Here is a 24,252-nt window from a genome sequence, read left to right as displayed (position 1 = left end):
AAAATAGAATGGAGGCTTTTGTGGTGGTGAGAACAACTTTAAAAGCAGATATTATCATTATTGGTGGAAGCATAGGGGGAACTATTGCTGCATTATCAGCTGCCAAAATGAATAAAAAAGTGATTATGACAGAAGAAACAAAATGGATAGGTGGACAAGTAACAAGCCAAGGTGTTCCTCCTGATGAGCATCAATGGATTGAGTCCTTCGGCTGTACGGCTACATATCGTGAGTTTCGAAACCGGGTGAGAGAGTATTACAAGCAGAATTATCCGTTGACAGAGAAGGCAAGAAACCAAAACCGATTAAATCCTGGTGATGGCTGGGTTAGCAGGCTCTGTCATGAACCTAAGGTGGCTTTAACAGTCCTACAGGATATGCTTGCACCTTATGTTAGTAATGGGAAAATTCAGCTATATACCGAAATGAAGGCCGTCCATGCTGAATCAGATGGTGATTTTGTCCAATCAGTAACAGTAAGAAACCTTGTCACTGGCAACGAAACGATACTACTAGGCCACTATTTTCTTGATGCCACAGAATGCGGAGATGTTCTTCCTCTTGCAGGAGTAGAGTATGTGACAGGAGCAGAATCAAGAGCGGAAACCGGTGAACTCCATGCACCAGCTGAACCAAGCCCGATGGATATGCAGCCGATCACCTATGTCATGGCATTAGATTATATCGAAGGCGAGAATTTTGTTATTGATAAACCTGAATCGTATGACTGGTGGCGAGAATATAAGGCCCCGTTCCTTGAACACCAGCAATTAAGCTGGTATGCTCCTGATGCTGATACAGGCGGATCTAAACCTTTTAGAATGTTTAATGATGAGGAGGGTCTTGGCTTATGGGAATATCGTCGTATCATAGACCCTTCGTTGTATCAGCCAGGATTTTACGAAGGCGATATTTCGTTAATCAATTGGCCACAAAATGATTATTGGCTCGGGTCCATTATTGATGTAACTGAGGAAGAACGAGCAAAGCATATCGAGGGTGCTAAACAGGTAAGTTTGTCCTTGCTATACTGGCTCCAAACGGAAGCACCTCGAGTAGATGGAGGAAATGGCTACCCAGGACTTCGTCTTCGTTCAGATGTGCTTGGAACATCTGACGGATTAGCCATGTACCCTTACATTCGGGAATCGAGACGAATCAAAGCGCAATTTACCGTTGTAGAGGAGCACATTAATGCCGACACACGTGGTGACCAAGGAATTCAACGGTATGAAGATACCATCGGGATAGGATGTTACAGAATTGATCTCCATCCAACTATCGTAACGAACTCTTTTTTCTATGCGAAAAGTCTACCATTTGAAATTCCACTTGGAAGCCTTTTACCGATTAGAGTAAAGAACCTATTACCTGCTTGTAAAAATATTGGAACAACCCATATCACAAACGGCTGCTATCGAGTTCATCCAGTGGAATGGAATATAGGAGAATCTGCAGGGTACCTCGCTTCGTTTGCCATTGATAAAGGTGTGCTCCCAACTGAAATCCGAGAAAACGAAAGCTTACTTCGCGAATTTCAGGAGCTCCTAATCAATCAGGGAATTGAGTTACATTGGCCTGAAATAGGAGCCATTTAATGAAAAAACGAATTCTATTAAAAGGTGGAACGGTCTATCAACTAGAGACAATACGTCCTAATTGTTCCTTACTTATAGAGAACGGAAAGATTCAGGATATCGGAGAAAGCATATCCGAAGATGTTGATGAAGTGAAAGAAATCCCTGAAGGCTATCATGTGATACCCGGGATGATCGATATCCACATCCACGGTGCAGCAGGGCATGATGCAATGGATGCTACATTGGAATCATTGAAGGGAATGTGTCACTATCTTCCGAGTGAAGGTGTGACAGGTTTTCTTCCGACAACAATGACACAGAGTATAGAGACAATTGAACAAGCATTGTCCACTATTGCTTCATATACTAGAAATGAAGAACTCCAAGACGGAGCAGAAGTTCTAGGTGTTCATCTAGAGGGACCCTTTTTGTCCGAAAAAAGAGCGGGTGCACAGCCAGTAAAATATATGCTAGAGGCAGATGCCAAACAGTTCCAAAGATGGCAAGAACTTTCTGGAGATCAGATTAAGATTGTTACACTAGCACCGGAGAAAGACAAGGATTTTCGTTTAATACAGCATCTGCACTCTACTGGGGTTGTAGCTTCTGTTGGGCATTGTGATGCTGCCTATGAAGTGTTTGCGCAAGCTGTTGACCATGGCCTCAGCCATGCGACTCACCTTTATAACCAGATGAGAGGCATCCATCATCGTGAGCCAGGCGTAGTGGGTGGAGTGTATCTTCATGACAATGTAACAGCTGAATTAATTGTAGATGGCATTCATGTATCACCTGAAATGATCAAGCTAACAACTAAGATAAAGGGTTTCGACTCACTGATTATGATAACCGACAGCATGCGTGCAAAAGGCTTGGCAGAAGGTGTGTACGAATTAGGTGGACAAAAGGTGAAGGTGGAAAACGGCGAAGCTAGGCTAGAGGATGGAACTCTTGCTGGTAGTATCCTTAGAATGGATGAAGCTCTAAGTAACATCATGTCCTATACTGGCTGTTCACTTCTAGAAGTTGTAAGAATGACATCCTACAACTCTGCATGCAAAATAGGTGTGCTTGATCGTAAAGGAAGTCTAGAGGTTGGAAAAGATGCGGATATTGTCGTACTTAACAAGGATTATCAAGTAGTCATGACATTTTGCCTAGGTAAATTAGTGTATCATCAAGAATTCTAAAGGAGGACTCCTTTATGAGAATGTATGTGGAAAAAGGGAAAAGTGAATTAAGCAAAAAAGCAGCTCAAATCATAATAGATGCTGTAAAAAGTAACCCATTCATGAATTTTGGCCTAGCAACAGGTCAAACGCCAATTGAAACCTATCAACGATTAATAGAAGACCATCAGCAAAATCATACTTCCTACTCCGACATTCAAACCTTTAACCTTGATGAGTATGTAGGGCTAACTCGGCAGGATCCTAACAGCTATCATTCCTATATGAAACAGAACTTGTTCCAGTATATCAACATAAAAGAAGAGAATGCACACATTCCGAATGGACTCGTTTCAGATACAACAGAAGAGTGCAATCGATATGAAGACCTGATCAAGCAAAGTGGTGGAATAGACTTGCAAATACTCGGAATAGGACAAAACGGTCATATCGGCTTCAATGAACCCAATACGCCGTTTTCCTCTCGTACCCATATTGTGAATTTAGCGGAATCAACGAGACTTGCGAACTCCCAGTACTTTACTAAACTTGAAGACGTGCCTAAGCAAGCCATAACCATGGGAATTCAGACCATTATGGAGGCCAAGAGTATTCTTCTATTAGTTTCAGGTCAAAAAAAGGCAGAAGCATTAAACGAACTATTGCATGGGAATATAAGAGAAGAAGTACCTGCGACCGTTCTAAGAAACCACCGAAGTTTGACTATTATTGCAGATGAAGAGGCGCTTTTGATGTTTGAGAAATGTTAGATAAAACCCCAAATGCATCCGTATATAGCTAGCCGTGTACCTTTAGGGATACACGGCTTTCGTATCGTACTAGTAGACGATGAGTTGGCTTTTGTCACTAGCCAGATGTTGCCCGGAAAAGGGAAATAATTGCAATGCCTTTGCGTTGGAAACAATCGAGATTTACTATGGACAAGATTATTGAGGTTCTGTTTGATTTAAAACCCTATCTAGTAGTCATATAAACAGGCTTGATCGGAATCATAAATTAGTTCAAAAAAGGAGTTTGTTTTATGTACCAACAACCCATTTTTCTTAAGCCCGTTTTCAAAGACCGAATATGGGGCGGCACAAAGCTAAGAGAAATTTACAACTATAATATTCCAACTGAAACAACGGGTGAGTGTTGGGGGATTTCAGCACATCCAAATGGACCAAATGAAATACTAAATGGCCCATTACAAGGGAAAACCTTACTAGAGGCATGGCAAAATCATCGTGAATTGTTTGCGCACCAAGAAGGTCTGGAGTTTCCGCTACTTACAAAAATTTTAGATGCCAGTCAAGACTTATCCGTACAGGTACATCCTGACGATACATATGCGAAAGAAGTAGAAAATTATCCTTTTGGTAAGACTGAATGCTGGTATATCATCGATTGCGAGGAAGATTCGGAGTTGATTTTTGGTCACCATGCCTCAACAAAAGAAGAGTTTGAACAGCTAGTTAAAAACGGAGCATGGAACGATTTATTACGAAGAGTCAAGGTGAAGCCGGGAGAGTTTTACTATATTCCTAGTGGTACCATACATGCGATTGGAAAAGGAATACTACTTCTTGAGACGCAGCAAAGTTCGGATATCACCTACCGAGTTTATGACTATGATCGTAGAGATTCAGTGGGTCATCTTCGAGAACTTCATATTGAGAAGTCTATTGACGTTTCAAGCATCCCTCATAAGGATGTTTCTTTTAGGCCATCTGTAACTGTGGAAGAAGGATTTGTCAGTAAACTTCTTATTGAAGAGGATTACTTCACTGTCCAACATTGGAAAGGAAAGGGTAGCTTTGTAAGAGAAACAAATAATAACTATTATTTGTTTAGTGTTCTTGAGGGGGATGGTGTCGTTCAAACTAAAGAAGGTGACTTTCCATTTAAAAAGGGAGATCATTTCATCATTCCTTCTACTCTGAAAGAATATAAGATCTCGGGAGATACTGAGATAATAGTATCGAATCCAACATTGAAGTAACAAGTAAATGAGATGGACTAAAGAAGTGATCATACTTTAAAAAGTTTATCGCTTTTTTTAGTGGAGTGAACCTTAGTCAGTTCAAAAAAAATGTAGAAAGAAAATCCACTTTCGACAACAATATTCTACAAATTAATTAATAGATCTTTGATATTCTAGTAAAAAAGATAATGGCAAACCCTTTGAAAAGAGGCGACGCAAAGCTACTGGGGCTAAATCAATTGGATATGCCAGCCAAGCTGCCTATAAAGAGTAGAGGGGAATAACGAACTATGCCTTATTATGTGTTTAAAGAGATATGGACACCTTTATCACTTTTTAGGATTCGTATGTTTCGATGTATGGAAGACGGTACGTTATATATTAAAGTAGGCAAGAAACGCCGGAGAGAACTTTTTAGGTAGAAAGAACCTAGGCAATAATACATATATCTGAAGCCGGGAATTTAAATTCCCGGCTTTATTTTTGTTTTGTTGAGTAAACCATAGATAGAATATGAAGGGGGGAAGTAATGAAAGAGGGACTGAGTACCTGTCCCTCTCGTTCCTTAAAAACAGTCCAATTGACCCATGAATTCTTTCTCTGTTCCGACGATATTAGACATGATTCGACATAAACACAACAGATTAGGGGGAATATTAGATGTCACAGTGGATTACTCCAGAAGAGATTTATAAACAGAAGGAACGAAAAAAAGTAATGTTATACATTTCTTTTCCGATTCTTGCGGCAATTGTTGGTGGATTATTAACTGTAGTTATGAATTCACTTTAATATAAGATAAATACTAAAAGAAAGCATGAGATTTTTTACAGATCTCATGCTTTTGTTCGTTCGGAAGTCCTTCGTACTAAAGAGTGAAATTCTGTAAACCAGCCAGAATTGGTTCCTCTCAAAAATATTAGCCGAATATGCACATTACCTTTGGATGGGTAGGGACGAGGTACCTGTCCCTCTATCCCTGTCGGAATTTGTCGCATTATAGAAAATAACGTAAAAGATTGGTTAAAGTGTAGAAATTCGTTTGAGTAATGTAGTGGGATAGGGTAATATAAGGTGTATTTCGTTTGTCGTATTGACGTTTTTTGTAGATCTTTAGAACTAAAAAAGAGGAATTTAGAAATTACATATATTTGCAAGGATGGGATTAATTAATATGAAATTAGCCGCTTTTGTTATTGTCCTTTTCTTAACTGTTGGTTCAATCGTTGTAGGAAAGATTCATTGGAATGATAAAATCTCAACCTATGTGGGGATGAAAAGTACATTAGTCGAAGAGATTGAAGAGGATGTGCAGTCAGTTGTTAAGCCGGAATCGGTTACTAGTAGCTCTAATGAAGAAACTAGTCTAGAACAACTTACGCAAAATCTTCCAGATGAACTAAAGAATAGGTTAAAAAATGCTGACGAAGAAAAGAAACCATTACAATTCGTTATCCTAGGTTCGAAGTCAACTTCTTCAGATTCATTAGGATGGCCTACGTTATTTAAGGAGAAACTAATCAAAACATACGGAGAACAACTATTCGAGATTTCCATCGTAGAAATTCAAGATAAAAATTCGACAGAGGTGCTAAAAGAAAATCTACTCGATGAAGCACTTTCGCAAAAGCCGGATGTCTTATTATTAGAGCCTTTTATCTTAATGGATAACGGGGAAGTTGAATTGAGACAGAGATTGAATAATATCGATGATATCGTGAATGAATTTACAAAGGCGAACAAAGAGATTTATATATTCCTTCAGCCAGCAAATCCGCTGTACAATGCTACGTATTATCCAAAGGAAGTAGCAGAACTAGAGCGATATGCAGTTGAAAACGAATATACGTACCTAAACCATTGGGGTGCTTGGCCAGATTATAAATCTAGTGAACTAGAAAAATACTTATCTCCAGATCCATCATTCTCGATTAAATCTATTCCGAGCGCAAAGGGTCATGAAGTATGGGCGGAGTTTCTACTTACTTACTTTATAAGTGATGGTGAAATCTCCAATTAACTAACGTTTTAAATTGGTAAAATTTTAGGGGGATAAGTTGCATTTTATTACTGTTATACTCAAGTGGAGTAAGCAAGAGCAATCAAAAAGAAAAATAAAACCCAGCTTAGAATATTAGTGCGATTTTACTATAGTCATTCAGGAGGAAATTATGGAAGAAACGATTAGTTTAAAAGAGTTATTTCAGACGTTAAGAAAACGTCTTGGCCTTATTATGATCCTTACATTGGTAGCGACGATGACAAGTGGGGTTGTAAGTTATTTCTTCTTAACACCAGTTTATCAAGCGTCAACTCAAATACTGGTGAACCAGACAAAAACGGATCAACAAGCGTATAACGTTGGCGAAGTGCAAACGAACCTACAGTTGATTAACACGTATAGTGTCATTATTCAAAGTCCGACCATTCTTGAAAAAGTAAAGGACCAATTAAAGCTAGAAAAAATAGGAAAAATTGCTGTTTCTAGTGAAAACAACTCCCAGGTCGTTTCTATTACAGTAGAAGATGAAAATCCTGTAATGGCAGTAGATATTTCCAATACAATTGCGAATGTATTCAAAAAAGAAATTGCAACGATCATGAACGTAGATAATGTGAGCATCTTATCGAAAGCAGAAGTGGCGGAGAATCCAGATCCAATTAAGCCGCGTCCAGCATTAAATATGGCTATTGCACTTATCGTTGGGGCCATGACAGGAATTGGTCTAGCATTCCTACTTGAGTATTTAGATAACACAATTAAGACTGAACAGGATATTGAGAGATTACTAGAACTGCCTGTGCTTGGTGCAATTACTGTTATTACACAAGAAGTGGAGCAAAAAGGTGATGCACCAAACCAAAATAGTCGTAGATCAAGAGGTGAATCCGTTGGTTCGTAATTCAAAAAAATTCATTCAAGCATTAAATAGAAACTTAGTGACGGTGACGAATCCAAAATCACCGATATCTGAACAATATAAGACGATTCGTACGAATATCCAGTTTTCCACAGTCGATCAGGATGTTAGATCGATTATGGTCACTTCCGCTGGTCCTGGTGAAGGAAAGTCCACGACAGCAGCCAATATCGCAGTTGTATTCGCCCAACAGGGTAAAAAGGTTCTATTAATAGACGCAGATCTAAGAAAACCAACAGTTCATTATACATTCCGCCTAAACAATCATGTTGGTTTAACGAATGTCTTAACAAAACAAGCAACGATCGAGAGTGCGAGTAGAGAAACAGAGCAAGAAGACCTATATGTACTTCCAAGTGGACCCATTCCACCGAACCCTGCTGAACTCATGGGTTCAAGAGCAATGAAAGACTTACTAGCAACAGCATACGAACAATTTGACATCGTTATCTTTGATACACCGCCAGTGATTGCGGTGACGGATGCTCAAGTACTAGCCAATCAGTGTGATGGTGTTGTGATGGTTGTTAGTAGTGGAAAAACAGAAAATGAGCTGGCCATTAGGGCAAAAGAACTATTAACGAATGCCAAAGCCAAGCTATTAGGTGTTGTACTGAACAACAAGCAGCAAAAGGATAGCCAGTATTACTACTATTATGGAAAAAATTGATGTGTATGTTGTCACGATTCGACAAAATACACCCGTTTCTATCATGATTCATCCGTGTTACTATTAGATAAGTGTTGCAAATTGTAAAAAAAGGGGGAGAATTGTCATGATTGATATACACTGTCACATATTGCCTGGAATTGACGATGGGCCAAAAGACATCCATGAGTCAATCATAATGGCGAAGGCGGCCGTTTCAGATGGTATCACCCAAGTCATGGGCACTCCCCATTTTACTAGGAAGTATGAAAACACAAAAGAAATCATCGTAGAAAAAGTAAAACAAGTAAATGAAGCATTAGTAGTAGAAAACATCCCACTAAAGATCCTACCAGGGCAAGAACCTCGAATTTATGGTGAAATTCTAGAAGACTATCAAAATGGTAAAATACTAACTTTGAATGATTCTGGGAAATACCTGTTTATAGAACTACCTTCCAATCATGTTCCGAGATATACGGAAAGACTGTTATATGATTTTCAGATGAAAGAGATTACTCCAATTATTGTCCATCCGGAGAGAAATCAGGAAATGATAGAGAATCCAGATATACTGTACAACTTGGTAGAAAAGGGTGCACTCACGCAAGTGACGGCTTCTAGTGTTGTGGGGGATTTAGGGAAGAAAATACGTACATTCTCGCTTCAGTTACTAGAGAATAATCTTACGCATTTTATTGCGAGTGACGCTCATAACATCAGCACTCGATCTTTCCGTCTAGGACAAGCCTATGAAGAGCTGGACAAGGAATTCGGTGTCCAAGCCGTCTATATGCTAAAAGAGAATGCAGAGCTACTAGTTCTAGGTGAAACGGTGTTTAGGGACAGCCCGAGTAGAATGAAGCAGAAGAAGTTTTTGGGATTATTTTAGAAATTCATAAGGAAGCTTTATAGATCTACAAACCTATAAAACTTCCTATTATTATGGGGTGATGTCTCCTAACCTGTATCAATGGAGGCACTCGGTCATGCTGTGGGTGAATAAATAGCCTTAGACGTTTGTCGTCAGTAGTGTGGTGTGAGGTTGGGTTGGATGCCCGAATATTAATGCTTTACGTAATCAAACCAGTGGTGGTTTTGTTACGTAAAGTATTAAATGTTGTTTCTTTATGATTTCCAAAACTTATACGGTAAAACAATTCAAAGTCCAATGAAAGGGGCAAAAGAGAATGACATATCGAAAAAGGTTAGCTTTTCTAATAGCAGTTGATTCAATCATAGTCTTAGCAGCCATTTATATTAGTTATTTTTTATTACATCCTAACTTCACTAGATTCTCAATCACTGCATTGGCTATTACTTCCGTAACCTTGCTAGTAAGTCATCATGTTTTTGCATCGGTTTACCATTTGTATAAGAAGGCATGGGAGTATGCGAGTATCCCAGAGCTAATAGCGATTGGGAAATCTGTCACACTATCGATTATGATGGCAGGTATTGTACAATTACTTGTTTTTCAAGATTTACATTCTCGCAGACTGGTCATTGCATGGATGATTCATATGATCTTAATCGGAGGATCACGTTTTATATGGAGAGTCCTACGAGGTCGATATGTGAAGGATTCAAAGCTGAAGAAAAGAACGTTAGTCATTGGAGCAGGGGCAGCCGGGACAATGGTTGTTCGTCAGCTATTGCAGAACAGGGATGCTGATTTAAAGCCTGTTGCCTTCATTGATGAGGATAAAAAGAAGCATAAGCTTCACATATTAGGGATCCCAGTAGTAGGCGGCGCAGCTGATATTGAACAGGTTGTACAGGACAAACAAATTGATCATATTGTGATTGCGATTCCTTCCTTAAGTAAGAAGGAGTTACATGATATTTTCCTAGAGTGTAGCAAGACAAAGGCGAAGACCCAGATTATGCCGATGATCGAGGATTTAATGGTTGGGAAGGTATCGGTTAATCATTTTCGTGATGTTCAGGTGGAAGACTTGTTAGGTAGAGAACCTGTTGAATTGGATACGGAAAAAATCGAACAAAACATTGCTGGAAAAGTTGTGTTAGTAACGGGTGCAGGTGGTTCAATTGGGTCGGAGATTTGTAGGCAAATCTTGCGATTTGATCCGAAAAAATTGATTCTCTTAGGTCATGGGGAGAATAGTATTTATACCATTGAGATGGAGTTACTTGGAGTTATAGGGCCCGAAATAGAGCTGGTTACAGAGATAGCGGATATTCAGGATCGGAATAAGATGTTTACGGTTATGGATAAGCATAGACCGGATATTGTGTACCATGCCGCTGCTCATAAGCATGTTCCGTTAATGGAGCGAAATCCTGAGGAAGCAGTGAAGAATAATATTTTTGGGACGAAGAATGTGGCGGAGGCAGCTGACACCTTCGGTGTTGAGACGTTTGTTTTGGTTTCTTCTGATAAGGCGGTTAATCCGACAAATGTGATGGGTGCAACAAAGCGGTTTGCGGAGTTGGTTATTCAGGAGATTGATCGGAATAGTCATACCAAGTTTGTGGCTGTACGATTTGGGAATGTTTTGGGTAGTAGAGGGAGTGTGATTCCACTATTTACAAAGCAGATTCAAGCGGGTGGGCCGGTTACGGTTACGCATCCTGACATGACTCGTTATTTTATGACGATCCCTGAGGCGTCGCGTTTAGTGATACAGGCTAGTGTGTTGGCTCGTGGTGGGGAGATTTTCGTGTTGGATATGGGTGAGCCGGTGAAGATTGTGGATTTGGCGAAGAATTTGATTAAGTTGTCTGGGTATAGTGTGGATGAGATTGGGATTAGGTTCTCGGGGATTCGGCCTGGGGAGAAGATGTATGAGGAGTTACTAAATGAAAACGAAGTGCATTCAGAGCAGGTTTTTCCTAAGATTTGTATTGGGAAGGCTGGTCCTATAAATCCGATTATCGTTCATAACTTTATTCTTGGATTTGAGAATATGACAATTGAAGAGATGAGAGAGTATTTGTTGAATGTAGCGAATGGTCGGGTTGAAGATTATCAGAATAAAACTGTAGCCATAAACTAGAGGTATGGTTTATTGGATTTTGGAAAGAGTGCTTATGCTGGGTTAGTTTATTTATATGAAAAATAGGTAGATGAGTTTAGTTTTGAAGTTGGAGTGTGACAGCAATGTATTTGAAAATTAAAAGAATAATAGATATTGTTTTTTCTCTAATAGGACTAGTTTTACTTTCCCCTATTTTTCTGATTTTAATAGTAGCAATAAAAATAGATTCGAATGGTTCTATATTGTTTAAGCAAAAGCGTGTGGGTATTAATAAAACATATTTCAATATTTTGAAATTTCGCACGATGAGAGTAGATACTCCAAAGGATACGCCGACTCATTTATTAGGTAACCCAGAGCAGTATATCACAAAAGTGGGAATATTTTTAAGAAAGACAAGTCTAGATGAGTTACCTCAAATTTGGAATATCTTTGTTGGGCAGATGAGTATTATTGGTCCAAGACCAGCACTTTGGAATCAATATGATCTTATTAAAGAAAGAGATAAGTATGGTGCAAATAATGTACCACCTGGATTGACTGGGTGGGCGCAGATTAATGGTAGAGATGAGCTTCCTATTGGGGTTAAGGCCAAACTAGATGGGGAATATGTTGAGAATATTGGTTTTTGGATGGATGTTAAGTGTTTCTTTGGCACCATTTTGAGTGTGGTTAAGAGTGATGGGGTTGTTGAAGGTGGGACGGGTAAACAGAAAGTCTCATGTACTGAGAATACAGGTTCTACTGGTAAATAAATAGAATAACAGAGGTGTAGAAATGTTACTTGTCACCGGAATTACTGGTCATACAGGAAAATATTTTCTTCAAGAACTTATAAAAAATAATTATGATGGTCCTATTCGCTGTATTGTTAGAAGGTCCTCTGATACAACATTATTGGATAAAAGTGGATTAAATATAGAGAAGGTTGTTGGGAATCTAGATGACCTAGAGTTCGTTGAAAGAATAATGCATGAGGTTGAAACAATCATGCACATATATAATATCCATCATTCACCTTTAGTAGTTAAAGCTGCTATTAAGAATAAAGTAAAAAGAGCAATCTTGGTTCACACTACAGGGATATACTCACAATTCAAAAATGCTTCAGAAGGATACAAGATTATAGAGGGACAAATCTCAGAATTAACTAAAGAACCTAATTGCCCAAGTATTACAATACTCAGGCCGTCAATGATTTACGGCGATCTAAGTGACAGCAATATGAGTAAATTTATTAAGTTGGTGGATAAGTTTAGAATAATGCCTGTAATCAATAGAGGAAACAGTTTTATCCAACCCGTCAATGCAAGAGATTTAGGACGAGCATTCTTTACTGTATTGATGTCACCAGAAAGAACTAGAGGCAAGGCTTACGATCTTTCAGGTGAAAGGCCAATCAAAATGATTGAAGTATTTAAATTAATAAGCAAAGAACTGAACAAAAAAACCATATATCTAAGCGTACCCTTAGGCTTTGGAGTTTTTATGGCAAGGATTCTTAAAACACTAACTGTAGGAAGAATTGATTATATAGAAAGAGTTCAAAGAATGGGAGAGAACAGAAGTTATTCCCATCATAATGCGAAATTTGACTTCGGTTATAATCCCATGACTTTTGAAGAAGGGATACAAATTGAGGTTCAAGAGTATATAAAGTAAAGCAGAATTATTCAAAAAAGAGGATAGGAGCAATGATATGAAAATAGCTGTACTTTCAAGCCATACGTCCTCATTGTTTTGGTTCCGATTGGATATGATGAAAGAATTTATTGAAAATGGCCATACAGTTATTGCGTTAGGTTCAGAACCAGTATCTGATTGGAAGAGTAAATTCGAAGTATACAATATTCAGTATAGACAGCTAGATGTAGACCGTAATGGAATGAACCCACTAAAAGATTTAAGAACTATTATGTCTCTTCATGAGTTTATGAAAAAGGAAAGACCGGACAAAGTATTCGCATATCAAGCCAAAACAGTTGTTTATGGAAGTATTGCTGCAAAGATAAATGGTATTACTGAGTTCTATCCTTTGATAGCTGGACTTGGCTCAATATTCAGGGGGACAGGCTTAAAAAATAAAATAGTAAAAACGATTATGAAAATGGAATATCGGTTTGCTTGTCAGTTCAGCAAGAAAGTATTCTTTCAGAATCATGATGATAAAAATGAGTTTACTCAGAATGGTCTGATTAAAGATGATAAAACTGTTATTATAAATGGTTCCGGAGTGAATCTTGATAAATTCAAACCAACTCCTTTCCCACAAGAACCGTCATTTCTTTTTATCGGTAGACTTATTAAAGATAAAGGAATAATGGAATACTTAGAAGCGTGTAAAGAAGTTAAAAAAAGTCATCCAAAGGTTCGTTGTTTGCTTGTAGGTCCTTACGATAGCAATCCTTCTGCACTAAAACCTGAAGAATTGAAGCCATATATAAAAAGCGGAATTATAGAATATTTTGGTGAGCAAAACGATGTGAGACCATTTATCACTCAATGTACCACTTATGTACTTCCATCTTATCATGAAGGTACTCCTAAAACGGTATTAGAAGCAATGGCAATGGGAAGATCTATTATTACAAGTAATGCACCTGGATGTAGAGAAACTGTTACAGATGGACTAAATGGATTTTTGGTTAAGGTCAAGGACATCAATGGATTAGTAGATAGAATGGAATACATGATTTCAAATCCAGAAGTTATTCAAACCATGGGTGACGAAAGTGCAAAAATTGCATCGAGGAAATATGATGTGAAGATTATAAATAAAACGATTATGAAGTCAATGGAATTATAATAAAAAGGGAGAGTCTGAGATGAATTTATATAAAAGTATTGTTAACAGAGAAGAAAAGATTTCGTTAATTGGGCTAGGTTATGTTGGTATGCCTATTGCGGTAGCTTTTGCTAAAAAAATTGATGTAATAGGATTTGATGTTAATAAAGAAAAGATTGAACTTTATAAAAATGGTATAGACCCAACAAAAGAAGTTGGAAACGAAGTAATTAAAAGCACATCTGTAGAATTCACTTCAGATGAAGCAAGGCTTAGAGAGGCAAAATTTCATATCGTAGCAGTCCCTACACCTGTAAAGGAAGATCGCACACCAGATCTTACGCCAATAGAATCTGCAAGTCGTACTTTAGGTAGAAACTTAACAAAAGGTTCAATTGTTATCTTTGAATCAACTGTTTATCCAGGAGTAACTGAAGATATATGTGTACCTATACTAGAAAAAGAATCAGGACTAAAGTGTGGAGTAGATTTTAAAGTCGGGTATTCTCCAGAAAGAATCAATCCCGGAGATCAGGAGCATAGGTTAGAAACGATAATAAAGGTAGTCTCAGGTATGGATGAAGAGACATTAGATATTGCTGCAAAAGTATACGAGCTAGTTGTAGAAGCTGGGGTATATAGAGCTGAAAGTATTAAAGTGGCTGAGGCTGCAAAGGTTATAGAGAACGCACAGCGTGATATTAATATAGCTTTTATGAACGAGCTTTCTATCATCTTTAATAAAATGGATATTGATACAAAGGCCGTACTTGAAGCTGCGGGGACGAAGTGGAACTTCCTTAAATTTTCCCCAGGACTCGTTGGTGGCCATTGTATAGGTGTTGACCCATACTATCTAACATATAAAGCAGAGCAAATGGGTTATTACTCACAGATTATCCTTTCTGGAAGAAAAATAAACGACGATATGGGTAAGTATGTAGCTGAAAGTACAGTAAAGAAAATGATCAAGGCTAATAAACAAATAAATGGAGCAAAAGTAGCTATTTTCGGAGTTGCTTTTAAAGAAAATTGTCCTGATGTTAGAAATACTAAAGTAGTAGATGTGATCAAAGAACTCGAAGAATATGGGATTGAAGTAAAAGTGGTTGATCCTGTTGTAGACAAAGAAGATCTATGGCATGAGTATAGAATCAATCCATCCAGCATGGAAGAGATAAAAGAAATGGATGCAGTTATATTCGCAGTACCGCATGAAGAATTTAAAGAAATAGGTCTAAAAGATATTAAGAAGATGTACGGAACAACAGAAATATTAGCTTTAGAAGCAATGAAGGAAGTTGCTGCTGCATCAGAATATGAATTAGATACTGAAATAAACAATTGTGTATTAATGGACATAAAGGGAATGTTTAATCGAAAAGAAGCAGAGCAAATGGGCTTTTTATATTGGAGGCTATAAAATGGGATACCAAAATTTAGAGTTTCCAGTTGGGGCTAAATTTTTAGTTACTGGCTCAGCAGGTTTTATTGGTTCCAATTTAGTAGAGGCAATACTTAAATTAGGCTATAAAGTTAGAGGGCTAGATAATCTTTCAACTGGTAAAAAAGAAAATGTAGAAGAGTTTTTAGATAATCCTAATTACGAATTTATCGAGGGTGATATTCGCAATCTTGAGACATGTATGAAAGCTTGTGAAGGAATCGATTATGTTTTAAATCAAGCTGCATGGGGGAGTGTTCCAAGAAGTATTGAGATGCCTTTGTTTTATGAAGAGGTAAACATAAAAGGTACTTTAAATATGATGGAAGCAGCAAGACAAACAGGTGTGAAAAAATTTGTTTATGCTTCAAGTTCGTCGGTATATGGGGACGAACCTAATCTTCCTAAAAAGGAAGGAAGGGAAGGGAATGTCTTATCACCTTACTCTCTTACTAAAAAAGTTAATGAGGAATATGGGAGATTATATACCAAGTTATATGGCTTAGATACATACGGATTACGTTATTTCAATGTGTTTGGAAGAAGACAGAATCCTGAGGGTGCCTATGCAGCGGTTATTCCAAAGTTTATTAAACAATTGTTAAATAATGAAGCTCCAACAATTAATGGGGATGGTAAGCAGAGTAGGGATTTTACATACATCGAAAATGTAATTGAAGCTAACTTGAAAGCTTGTAATGCATCCCATGAGGCAGCAGGGCAAGCCTATAATATTGCTTATGGCGGCAGAGAATATTTGATTGATATTTATAATGTATTATGTAAAGCATTAGAAAAAAATATAAAACCCAATTATGGACCCGACCGTAAAGGTGATATTAAACATAGTAATGCTGATATTAGTAGAGCGAAGGAATTATTTGGTTATAGTCCTGAATGGAGTTTTGAAACAGGAATTGGGGCCGCAATTGAATGGTATAAGGTGAATTTGTAATGTTAGCTCCGATTAGAGTTTTACAAGTTTTTGCAGAAATGAATCGAGGCGGTGCAGAAACTATGATTATGAATTTGTACCGTAACATTAATCGTTCAAAGGTTCAGTTTGACTTTATTGTTCATACTGAAGATAAATGTGATTATGATGATGAAATAAAGTTATTAGGTGGTAAAGTATACCGTATGCCTCAATATAAAGGCAAGAATCATGTACAATATAAAAGGAGTTGGAAAAACTTTCTAACTCAATATCCGGAATATAAAATTATTCATGGGCATGTTAGAAGTACAGCAGCAATTTATCTTGGAATAGCCAAAAAACACGGTTTAACCACTATTGCCCATAGCCATAACACCTCTTCTGGAACGGGCTTTTCTGCTTTTGTAAAAAATGTTATGCAATTTCCAATAAGATTAACTGCTGATTATCTATTTTCTTGTTCAAAAAAAGCAGGTATTTGGTTGTATGGCAAAAGAGCTTGTACAGGGGACAACTTTTATATTTTAAATAATGCAATAGAAACCAAGAAATTCATCTATAATCAAGAAACTAGATTACAAAAGCGAAAAGAACTCCACTTAGAAGATAAGTTTGTGATTGGACACATTGGTAGGTTTCATCCACAAAAAAATCATGATTTTATAATTGAAATTTTTAAAGAGGTTTATGATAGGAAAAAAGATGTCGTGTTGTTATTAATTGGTGATGGGATGCTTCGACAATCTATTGAGAAAAAGGTAAATGATCTTTCTTTATCTCAAAATGTTATTTTCACAGGTGTTATTCCTGATATTCCAGAATTGCTTCAGGCGATGGATATATTTTTATTTCCTTCTTTGTACGAGGGTTTACCTGTAACATTAGTAGAAGCACAGGCCTCGGGCTTAAAAATCCTAGCATCTGATACAATTACACAGGAAGTTTCTTTCACTAGTTCACTGGAGTATTTTTCATTAAATGCGTCCACATCTGATTGGGCAAAGTCTATTTTGCGATCTTCTGAAGGGTATAAAAGAGGTAATATGTTATTTAATATTAAAAAAGCAAAATATGATGTCGTGGATAGCTCAGTATGGTTAGAAAATTTCTATATTAAAACCTCTAATACTAATAATAAGGGAGTTAATAATGGATAGAAAGATGGTATATGTTCTTAATCATTATTCAAATAAATCTGTTCAACACTTTTATCATATATTAAACCTGCTATTAGCTATGGCGGATAAAGGTATAAAGATAGTGCTAATAATTGAAAAGTGTGATGATGTCCCATCAATAAATCATAAAAATATACAAGTAATTTGCCAAAAGGAAAAAAACAATATCAAAAGAGTCATTGAATTGTATACTATTTTAGTTAGGTTAATCAAAAATGGTTACAAAAAAATATTTGTTAGAATCACCTTGAATTCAGCGATTATTTCAATAGTTTCGGCCAGGTTACATGGGGCAAAAACATATTATTGGCATAGCGGAACTACTTACGAAATAGACGCGAAAAAACCTTTTTTTAAAAAAATAATATGGTTTATTTTTTCATATTCTAAATTTTGGTTTGTAAAGACAAATGTAAATCATTTTGTTACTGGTCCAGAGTCTATGATTGATTACTATATTAATGAGTTGAAAATTAACAGAGAGAAAATGATGCTACTGTACAATGATATAGATATAAAGAGGTTTACTCCTCCATCTTCTGATGAGAAACAAAAGATTAAAGAGCGCTTAGGGTTTAACCAATCTGAAAAAATAATTCTGATGGTTCATAGACTATCACCTGTTAGGAAAACAGATTTATATATTCCTTATATTATTGAAGATGAGAGATTAACTGATCTAAATGCAACATTAGTGATTATTGGTGAAGGTCCAGAAAAACCACATCTTGAATATCTAATAAAGCACTCCACTGCTAGTGACAGAATTAAGCTATTAGGTTCAAAACCAAATAAAGAAGTTCAAGATTTTTATAAAGCTGCGGACATATTTATTAATCCTTCTTATACAGAGGGGTTCCCACGTGTTGTAATTGAAGCGATGGCTTGTGGTCTTCCAATTGTAGCTACAGATGCAGGGGGAACTAATGATATCTTCGGCACCTTACAGAAAAAGTATGTGGTACCTAAAAAAGATATAAAAATGTTCAAAGAAAAGCTTAGTACTTTAATTAGTGATAAGGAAAACTTAAAAGTGCTATCTCAAGAAAATTTAAAAACCGTAAAAAAATATTCAACTGAGGTAGTAAGTGATATGTATATAGAAAGGATATTTTGAATGAAGAACTTACTTCATATTAGCTCCAATGAATTCCCAGATCTAAGTGTTAAACATGCAACTAGAAGAATTTGGTGTGAACTTTCTAGAGGTTTTGATCAATATCATATTATGGCTAGATCAAAAGATAATAGGTTTCATACTTATAAAGAAGGAAATATTTATCTTCACTTAGTTCCAAAATTGGGAAAGGCTAAATCTTTCTTTTTTACTAGTATTTATATGTTGAGAATTATTCGAAAGTATAAAATAAATATTATGTTATCTCAGTGTCCTTTATTAGGTGGATATTTAGCAACAATTGTATCTAAAATAACGAAAACACCTATAATGGTTGAAATACATGGATTAGAATACTTCAATATATTGGGTAGTGGGAAAATTCATAATAAAGTAATTGCGAAAATGATTAGATATTCCTTTTCTAATGCCACAAAAGTTCGTTCATTAAGTGAAAAAATGTCGGATATGTTAGCTGAACATAAAGTAAAGGCAAATATAGTCGTAATCCCAAATAGAGTTAATACGAAGTTATTTAATATGCCAAAAACTAATAATATAATTAATCAAAAAGTAAAAGTTGTAAGTGTAGGAAGGTTTGTATGGGAGAAGTCATATGATGTTGCTATAAATACAATTTTAGAATTACAAAAGAAATACGACATAGAACTTACTTTAATTGGTGGCGGTCCATTGCTAAAAGATTTTATGAAGTTAGCAAAAGGTAATGAAAAAATCAACTTAATTACTTGGATACCTCAAGAAAAGTTTGTACCGATTTTGAATGAATCCGATATTTATATTCAGCCGTCAGTAAGCGAAGGAATGCCAAGGACGATATTAGAAGCTATGGCAATGAGATTACCGCTTATTGTTAGTGATGTAGGTGCGATATCTGGAATTATAAAGCATAACATAAATGGGTTATTGATAGAACCAGGGGATTCAAAGTCACTTAAACATGCACTAGAGGAATTAATTAATAATCATACTTTAAGAAATCAAATAGCAACGAATGGTTATATTGATGCTACTACTAAGTATGAATGGAATAATGTTTTTGACAAGTACAAAAAGGAAATAATTGAAATGTTTATAGAAGACAGAAGGTGAATGAAACTTGATTAGAGTACTCCATTACGGTCTTAGTTCTAATAGAGGTGGAATTGAAACTTATTTATATAAAATTTTAACTCATATAGACAAATCTTCATTTCAATTCGATTTCTTAGATACTAATGAAATAGATGTGTGTTTTTATGATGAATTTACTAAAATGGGAAGTCAATTTTATAAGATAACTCCGAGAAGTAAATCAATTATGCAAAATAAGAAGGACTTAGAAGCTTTATTTAGAAAAGAAAAATTTGATATTTTTCATTGTCATCTAAATACATTGAGCTATATAGAACCTATATTTATTGCACTCAAATATGGTTCTAAAGTAATTCTGCATAGTAGAAGTGCCGGTGCATCTAAATCAATAATAACAAATTTACTACATTATATTAATTTTTTAAAATTACCGAGAGAAAGACTAAAACTGGTTGCAGTATCTCAATTAGCTGGTAACTGGCTATTTGGCAGAGGTTCTAATTTTGAAATTATAAATAATGGAATTGAGATTAATAAATATGAATTTAGTGGAGAAAAACGCTATCTGATTAGAAAAGAAATGAATGTAGAGGAAAAATTTGTTGTCGGGAATATAGGAGCTTTTCTTTATGCTAAAAACCATAAGTTTATAATAAATGTATTTCAAAAAATAGTTCATAAAAAACCAAACGCTGTATTGTATTTAGTTGGTGTTGGCCCATTAAGAGAAGAAGTAATTAATTTAGTAGCGCAACTAGGTCTTCAAAATAAAGTTTTTTTTCTAGGGAAAAGGTCAGATATTCCTGAATTACTTTCTGCGATGGATTGCTTTTTGTTTCCATCTTTTTATGAAGGATTTCCAAATGCTGTATTGGAGGCACAATGCTCTGGATTACAATGTATAATTTCAAATGAAATTACTAATGAGATTGTTGTAGAAGATTATTGCGAAAGACTGCCGTTAAGTGAATCCTCAGAACAATGGGCAGAGAGTATCATACTAAAATGTTCCAAACAAAATGATAGGAAAATAGCAAGCTCAAAAGTTGAGAAAGCAGGATTTTCTGTAATAGAAGAAATAAAAAGATTAGAAACAATCTACCTAGATACTCTATAAATTTATATTATAGATATTTATAATATGTGAGTTATTTGTGTGATATTGATTATTATTAAGATACTGTATGTTTCTGAACTGTAATAAGATATTAGTATATTACTGCTAAGTGTTTTTAATCCTTATAGTTATTTAAATGTAAAAACAATTGAGGTGTAATACGTTGTTAATTATAAAAAGTGTATTACCTATAGCAATGACAGTTATTTTTATATTTTACTATATCAAATATAAAAATAAGGTAGAGTTTTTCTCATATATGTATATTGCGTTAATACCTTATTTTTCTGCAAATTTCTCGGTTCCTATATATAGGCAGTTATTGCAAATAATTGTTATTATGGGATTTAGTAAAATCGTATTTTTATTTCTTAGTAAGAGGAAAAAGATAGTATTAAATAAGTACGAATTACTATTTTTACTAACAATAATGATGTCCGGAATTAACGCTAGTTATAATAGCTTATTTATATCTGGTATTACTAACTTTACTTTTATATTAATAGCCTTAATATTGGTAAGAAGCACAACAAATGAAGAAAATATTAAAATTTATCTTTCAGCAATTACAACCAATGGAGTGATTTTATCTACGTTTGCCCTTCTCGAATTTGTCTTATTAAATACAAGATCGGAAGTTGTTTATTCAAATCCAAACTACTTAGGCTTTTATTTAGTCTTATCACTAACCATTTACGTATTTATGTTTAAATCAAAATCAATAAACTATAAGGACATTCTCACCATAGTAATATTTACTTTAGGTATTATATCTACTAGTTCGAGTAGTGCAATAATTGGTCTTATTGCTGTTTTTATTATAAGTTCAAAAATAAATTTTAAAAAAATATTTAAATTTATTCCCGTTGGTATAGTTACTTTTTTATTGATATTTTATTGGTCAAAAGCCTTTTTATTACAGGATTTTGCTCATAAATTAAGTGAAAGTAATGCACAAAGAATTGGAGTATGGTCATTAGCAATAGATGGTTTTTTAGAATATCCGATTTTTGGAGTGGGTTATAACAATTTCCCCGAATACTTTATGAACAATAAGTACGGATACTCAGATTTTTCTTTTCTATCTACTTTTTTTCAATATGATTTTCTAGTTACACATAATGATTTTCTAAGAATACTATCGGAAACTGGATTAATAGGTTTACTCATCTTTACTTTGTATATTAAAAAAGTAATTAGTTTATCCATTAAAATAAAAGAAATACATATTAGAAAAATGTGTTTATCCTTAATTGTAGTAGTACTGTTTTTTATTTCCACACATAATAACATAAATTCATTTGATACATGGTGGATTATTGGTATTGTATTATATTATACTAATAATAGTGTCTTAGTTTCCATTAAATAAAAGCTTATGCTATAAATTTGTAAAAATATATTAAAAATTAGGCAATTTAATAGAGGAGAAATTGTTATGAAGCTTTTAAAAGTTATAAGATGGGCAAAACATAAAGTATTTATAAAAAGACTATCATTAAGCCTAAAGTTTATTGGAGATAAGACTAAAATTCATCATTCAGTTAAAATTCATTATCCATCTAACGTTATCATTAGTAATTTTGTTCACTTAGGGCCTGGAGTATATATTAATGCTAAAGGAAAAGTTACAATAAGAAGTGGGGTTATAATTGCTCCAAATGTTAGAATATTAACATCAAATCATAATTATAAGGAACAGATAAAATCAATTCCTTATGATAATGTTGATCACACATATCATTGTATTATAGGAGAAGGTGCATGGATTTGTGACAGTGCAATAATTTTACCAAATGTAAATATAGGTAAAGGTGCAATAGTTGCTGCTGGAGCGGTTATCACAAAAAATGTGCCTGATTTTGCAATAGTAGGAGGTAATCCTGCCAAATTAATTAGTTATCGAGATAGTGATTTATTAAATAGTTTAATTAATTCAGAGGAATATTATTTGTCATCTGATTATAAATATAAGAAGACAATTTTTCATGAATAAGGGAAAGTATAATTCTGAAATTCTTGCAAACGCCAAAAAGCTAATTTTTAGTAATGTTACTACGACAATTATTGGTCTGGTTTCATTTCCTCTAGTTTTTAAACATTTATCCGCGTCGGAATATGGAGTTTTCACTTTAGTTTTCTCGTTGGGTGGAATATTAACTATACTAAATCAAGTTGTATCTGGAAATACTATCCTTCCTCTAATAATAAATAGTATAGAAAAAAAAGACATGGCTAGGGAGTATAGCATATTAAGGTTTTATATGAACTTTGGTGGTTTTATCTTATTATTATCAATTATATTAACTTTTATAGTTTCCTTATATATATATAACTTAAGCTTTAGCATAATTATTGTTTTTATTAGTTATTTAGTGTTCAGTCAAATAAACACATATTTAGTCAATATCTCATTAATGTATAAAGATTATAATTATATAACTGTGGTAACAATTTTAAGAAATTTATTAAGACTTTTGATTATATTACTTTTAATATATTTTGATTTTTTTGATAGTGCCTTGCATTATTTATGTACCTACCTCACTACAGAATTATTTATAATACTTTTATTATCATGGAAAAAGCTGTATTTTATATATATGAGGTTTGAAAATACTATAAATATAAAGATCAATTCTTTGATATCTATTAAAGAAATCTATAAGGATAACAGTTTCAATTTCTTTGGTAATAATATTGTTGAAATGAAACAAATGTTTATTATTTGGATTATTAATACATTCTTTTCGACTGAAATTGTAGGTGTTTTTGGCGCAATCAAGAAAATAGTTAATATGGTAGGATCAATGTACAAAAGTTTTGAATCAGCTATATTTCCTTATATATCATCAATTATTGAACGTAAAGAGAACACTAATCTTATAAAAGGAATTAACACTTTTTCGTTTATTTTCACTACACTTTTAATATCTATGTTAATTTTACTAAACGATTATATAATAATATACCTTATATCAAAAGAATACCTGATTTATTCAAATGTTTTCATAGTAGGTTACTTTTATATAATTTGTTCTAGCTTTCAGTTGTCACAAAAATCTTTACTATATTCAATGCATTTAACAAATATTATTTTCTTAGGAGCACTAATCGAGATAATGATATTTGGTACGTTATTAGGTGGAAGTGTTATATTTGGTTTCAACTTAACTCTAATAATCATTAGTGATATAATTAGTAAACTTTTTTCAATATTGTATAAAAAGATAAAGCTAGAAAGAATTCTTATATCTAGAAACCAAATTGATTA

Annotated in this window: 22 protein-coding genes and 1 riboswitch; all 22 genes read left to right on the top strand. The window is 34.7% G+C overall.

The window, feature by feature from the left end; genetic code table 11:
- Window positions 1–8: 8 nt before the first annotated feature.
- The gene (locus ACOI1C_RS06705; RefSeq protein WP_422509260.1) at window positions 9–1,598 is read left to right on the top strand and encodes an FAD-dependent oxidoreductase; all 1,590 of its coding nucleotides are present in this window, start codon (window positions 9–11) and stop codon (window positions 1,596–1,598) included.
- Window positions 1,598–2,770, top strand: a complete 1,173-nt coding sequence (nagA, locus tag ACOI1C_RS06700) for an N-acetylglucosamine-6-phosphate deacetylase (RefSeq protein ID WP_422509258.1) — start codon at window positions 1,598–1,600, stop codon at window positions 2,768–2,770. Before ACOI1C_RS06705 ends, nagA begins: the two co-directional genes overlap by 1 nt.
- Window positions 2,771–2,784: 14 nt before the next feature.
- On the top strand, window positions 2,785–3,519 hold the full coding sequence (gene nagB, locus ACOI1C_RS06695) for a glucosamine-6-phosphate deaminase (RefSeq protein ID WP_422509256.1): 735 nt from the start codon (window positions 2,785–2,787) through the stop codon (window positions 3,517–3,519).
- A 272-nt stretch (window positions 3,520–3,791) separates the two neighbouring features.
- Window positions 3,792–4,751, top strand: coding sequence for a mannose-6-phosphate isomerase, class I (manA, locus tag ACOI1C_RS06690; protein WP_422509254.1), 960 nt, complete (start codon window positions 3,792–3,794; stop codon window positions 4,749–4,751).
- A gap of 162 nt (window positions 4,752–4,913) precedes the next feature.
- Window positions 4,914–4,998: riboswitch (cyclic di-GMP riboswitch) on the top strand.
- A 395-nt stretch (window positions 4,999–5,393) separates the two neighbouring features.
- Entirely contained in the window at window positions 5,394–5,525 is a 132-nt protein-coding gene (locus tag ACOI1C_RS06685) for a hypothetical protein (RefSeq protein WP_422509252.1), read from the top strand.
- A 382-nt stretch (window positions 5,526–5,907) separates the two neighbouring features.
- Window positions 5,908–6,753, top strand: a complete 846-nt coding sequence (locus ACOI1C_RS06680) for an SGNH/GDSL hydrolase family protein (protein ID WP_422509250.1) — start codon at window positions 5,908–5,910, stop codon at window positions 6,751–6,753.
- A 151-nt stretch (window positions 6,754–6,904) separates the two neighbouring features.
- Entirely contained in the window at window positions 6,905–7,636 is a 732-nt protein-coding gene (locus tag ACOI1C_RS06675; protein ID WP_422509249.1) for a YveK family protein, read from the top strand.
- Window positions 7,584–8,324 (top strand): CpsD/CapB family tyrosine-protein kinase, encoded by a 741-nt coding sequence (locus tag ACOI1C_RS06670; protein ID WP_422509247.1) that lies wholly within the window; start codon window positions 7,584–7,586, stop codon window positions 8,322–8,324. Before ACOI1C_RS06675 ends, ACOI1C_RS06670 begins: the two co-directional genes overlap by 53 nt.
- Window positions 8,325–8,430: 106 nt before the next feature.
- A complete protein-coding gene (locus ACOI1C_RS06665) occupies window positions 8,431–9,195 on the top strand; it encodes a tyrosine-protein phosphatase (RefSeq protein WP_422509245.1) in 765 nt (254 codons plus the stop codon).
- Between the two features lie 298 nt (window positions 9,196–9,493).
- Entirely contained in the window at window positions 9,494–11,323 is a 1,830-nt protein-coding gene (locus ACOI1C_RS06660) for a polysaccharide biosynthesis protein (RefSeq protein ID WP_422509243.1), read from the top strand.
- A gap of 104 nt (window positions 11,324–11,427) precedes the next feature.
- Window positions 11,428–12,060 carry a sugar transferase gene (locus ACOI1C_RS06655; RefSeq protein WP_422509241.1) on the top strand — a complete coding sequence of 211 codons (633 nt, stop codon included), beginning with the start codon at window positions 11,428–11,430 and terminating at the stop codon, window positions 12,058–12,060.
- 22 nt (window positions 12,061–12,082) lie between these two features.
- Entirely contained in the window at window positions 12,083–12,967 is an 885-nt protein-coding gene (locus ACOI1C_RS06650) for an SDR family oxidoreductase (protein WP_422509239.1), read from the top strand.
- A gap of 37 nt (window positions 12,968–13,004) precedes the next feature.
- Window positions 13,005–14,111, top strand: coding sequence for a glycosyltransferase family 4 protein (locus tag ACOI1C_RS06645; RefSeq protein WP_422509237.1), 1,107 nt, complete (start codon window positions 13,005–13,007; stop codon window positions 14,109–14,111).
- A gap of 19 nt (window positions 14,112–14,130) precedes the next feature.
- A complete protein-coding gene (locus tag ACOI1C_RS06640; RefSeq protein WP_422509235.1) occupies window positions 14,131–15,513 on the top strand; it encodes a nucleotide sugar dehydrogenase in 1,383 nt (460 codons plus the stop codon).
- A gap of 1 nt (window position 15,514) precedes the next feature.
- Window positions 15,515–16,489, top strand: a complete 975-nt coding sequence (locus ACOI1C_RS06635; RefSeq protein ID WP_422509233.1) for an SDR family oxidoreductase — start codon at window positions 15,515–15,517, stop codon at window positions 16,487–16,489.
- On the top strand, window positions 16,489–17,628 hold the full coding sequence (locus ACOI1C_RS06630) for a glycosyltransferase family 1 protein (RefSeq protein WP_422509231.1): 1,140 nt from the start codon (window positions 16,489–16,491) through the stop codon (window positions 17,626–17,628). The genes ACOI1C_RS06635 and ACOI1C_RS06630 overlap by 1 nt, the downstream gene beginning before the upstream one ends.
- The gene (locus tag ACOI1C_RS06625) at window positions 17,621–18,766 is read left to right on the top strand and encodes a glycosyltransferase family 4 protein (RefSeq protein WP_422509229.1); all 1,146 of its coding nucleotides are present in this window, start codon (window positions 17,621–17,623) and stop codon (window positions 18,764–18,766) included. The genes ACOI1C_RS06630 and ACOI1C_RS06625 overlap by 8 nt, the downstream gene beginning before the upstream one ends.
- Complete coding sequence (locus tag ACOI1C_RS06620) at window positions 18,767–19,879, top strand: glycosyltransferase family 4 protein (protein WP_422509227.1); 1,113 nt, start codon at window positions 18,767–18,769, stop codon at window positions 19,877–19,879. It begins immediately after the preceding gene.
- A gap of 7 nt (window positions 19,880–19,886) precedes the next feature.
- The gene (locus ACOI1C_RS06615; protein WP_422509225.1) at window positions 19,887–20,978 is read left to right on the top strand and encodes a glycosyltransferase; all 1,092 of its coding nucleotides are present in this window, start codon (window positions 19,887–19,889) and stop codon (window positions 20,976–20,978) included.
- A 163-nt stretch (window positions 20,979–21,141) separates the two neighbouring features.
- Window positions 21,142–22,350, top strand: a complete 1,209-nt coding sequence (locus ACOI1C_RS06610) for an O-antigen ligase family protein (protein ID WP_422509223.1) — start codon at window positions 21,142–21,144, stop codon at window positions 22,348–22,350.
- A gap of 66 nt (window positions 22,351–22,416) precedes the next feature.
- A complete protein-coding gene (locus ACOI1C_RS06605) occupies window positions 22,417–22,974 on the top strand; it encodes an acyltransferase (protein WP_422509221.1) in 558 nt (185 codons plus the stop codon).
- Window positions 22,967–24,252, top strand: a 1,286-nt coding sequence (locus tag ACOI1C_RS06600) for a lipopolysaccharide biosynthesis protein (protein WP_422509219.1), incomplete at its 3' end; no start/stop codon positions are given. The genes ACOI1C_RS06605 and ACOI1C_RS06600, both read left to right, overlap by 8 nt.

Source organism: Bacillus sp. DJP31 (genome assembly GCF_049310945.1).
Lineage (GTDB): Bacteria > Bacillota > Bacilli > Bacillales > SA4 > Bacillus_BS.
This window is presented reverse-complemented; position numbering and strand designations above follow the sequence as displayed.

Bases quoted from the DNA above. Each gene is read 5' to 3' on its own strand.
- ACOI1C_RS06650 (WP_422509239.1), top strand. From the start codon at position 12,083: ATGTTACTTGTCACCGGAATTACTGGTCATACAGGAAAATATTTTCTT.
- manA (WP_422509254.1), top strand. From the start codon at position 3,792: ATGTACCAACAACCCATTTTTCTTAAGCCCGTTTTCAAAGACCGAATA.
- ACOI1C_RS06655 (WP_422509241.1), top strand. From the start codon at position 11,428: ATGTATTTGAAAATTAAAAGAATAATAGATATTGTTTTTTCTCTAATA.
- ACOI1C_RS06605 (WP_422509221.1), top strand. From the start codon at position 22,417: ATGAAGCTTTTAAAAGTTATAAGATGGGCAAAACATAAAGTATTTATA.
- nagB (WP_422509256.1), top strand. From the start codon at position 2,785: ATGAGAATGTATGTGGAAAAAGGGAAAAGTGAATTAAGCAAAAAAGCA.
- nagA (WP_422509258.1), top strand. From the start codon at position 1,598: ATGAAAAAACGAATTCTATTAAAAGGTGGAACGGTCTATCAACTAGAG.
- ACOI1C_RS06620 (WP_422509227.1), top strand. From the start codon at position 18,767: ATGAAGAACTTACTTCATATTAGCTCCAATGAATTCCCAGATCTAAGT.
- ACOI1C_RS06665 (WP_422509245.1), top strand. From the start codon at position 8,431: ATGATTGATATACACTGTCACATATTGCCTGGAATTGACGATGGGCCA.
- ACOI1C_RS06640 (WP_422509235.1), top strand. From the start codon at position 14,131: ATGAATTTATATAAAAGTATTGTTAACAGAGAAGAAAAGATTTCGTTA.
- ACOI1C_RS06705 (WP_422509260.1), top strand. From the start codon at position 9: ATGGAGGCTTTTGTGGTGGTGAGAACAACTTTAAAAGCAGATATTATC.
- ACOI1C_RS06630 (WP_422509231.1), top strand. From the start codon at position 16,489: ATGTTAGCTCCGATTAGAGTTTTACAAGTTTTTGCAGAAATGAATCGA.
- ACOI1C_RS06685 (WP_422509252.1), top strand. From the start codon at position 5,394: ATGTCACAGTGGATTACTCCAGAAGAGATTTATAAACAGAAGGAACGA.
- ACOI1C_RS06645 (WP_422509237.1), top strand. From the start codon at position 13,005: ATGAAAATAGCTGTACTTTCAAGCCATACGTCCTCATTGTTTTGGTTC.
- ACOI1C_RS06660 (WP_422509243.1), top strand. From the start codon at position 9,494: ATGACATATCGAAAAAGGTTAGCTTTTCTAATAGCAGTTGATTCAATC.
- ACOI1C_RS06635 (WP_422509233.1), top strand. From the start codon at position 15,515: ATGGGATACCAAAATTTAGAGTTTCCAGTTGGGGCTAAATTTTTAGTT.
- ACOI1C_RS06625 (WP_422509229.1), top strand. From the start codon at position 17,621: ATGGATAGAAAGATGGTATATGTTCTTAATCATTATTCAAATAAATCT.
- ACOI1C_RS06675 (WP_422509249.1), top strand. From the start codon at position 6,905: ATGGAAGAAACGATTAGTTTAAAAGAGTTATTTCAGACGTTAAGAAAA.
- ACOI1C_RS06670 (WP_422509247.1), top strand. From the start codon at position 7,584: ATGCACCAAACCAAAATAGTCGTAGATCAAGAGGTGAATCCGTTGGTT.
- ACOI1C_RS06680 (WP_422509250.1), top strand. From the start codon at position 5,908: ATGAAATTAGCCGCTTTTGTTATTGTCCTTTTCTTAACTGTTGGTTCA.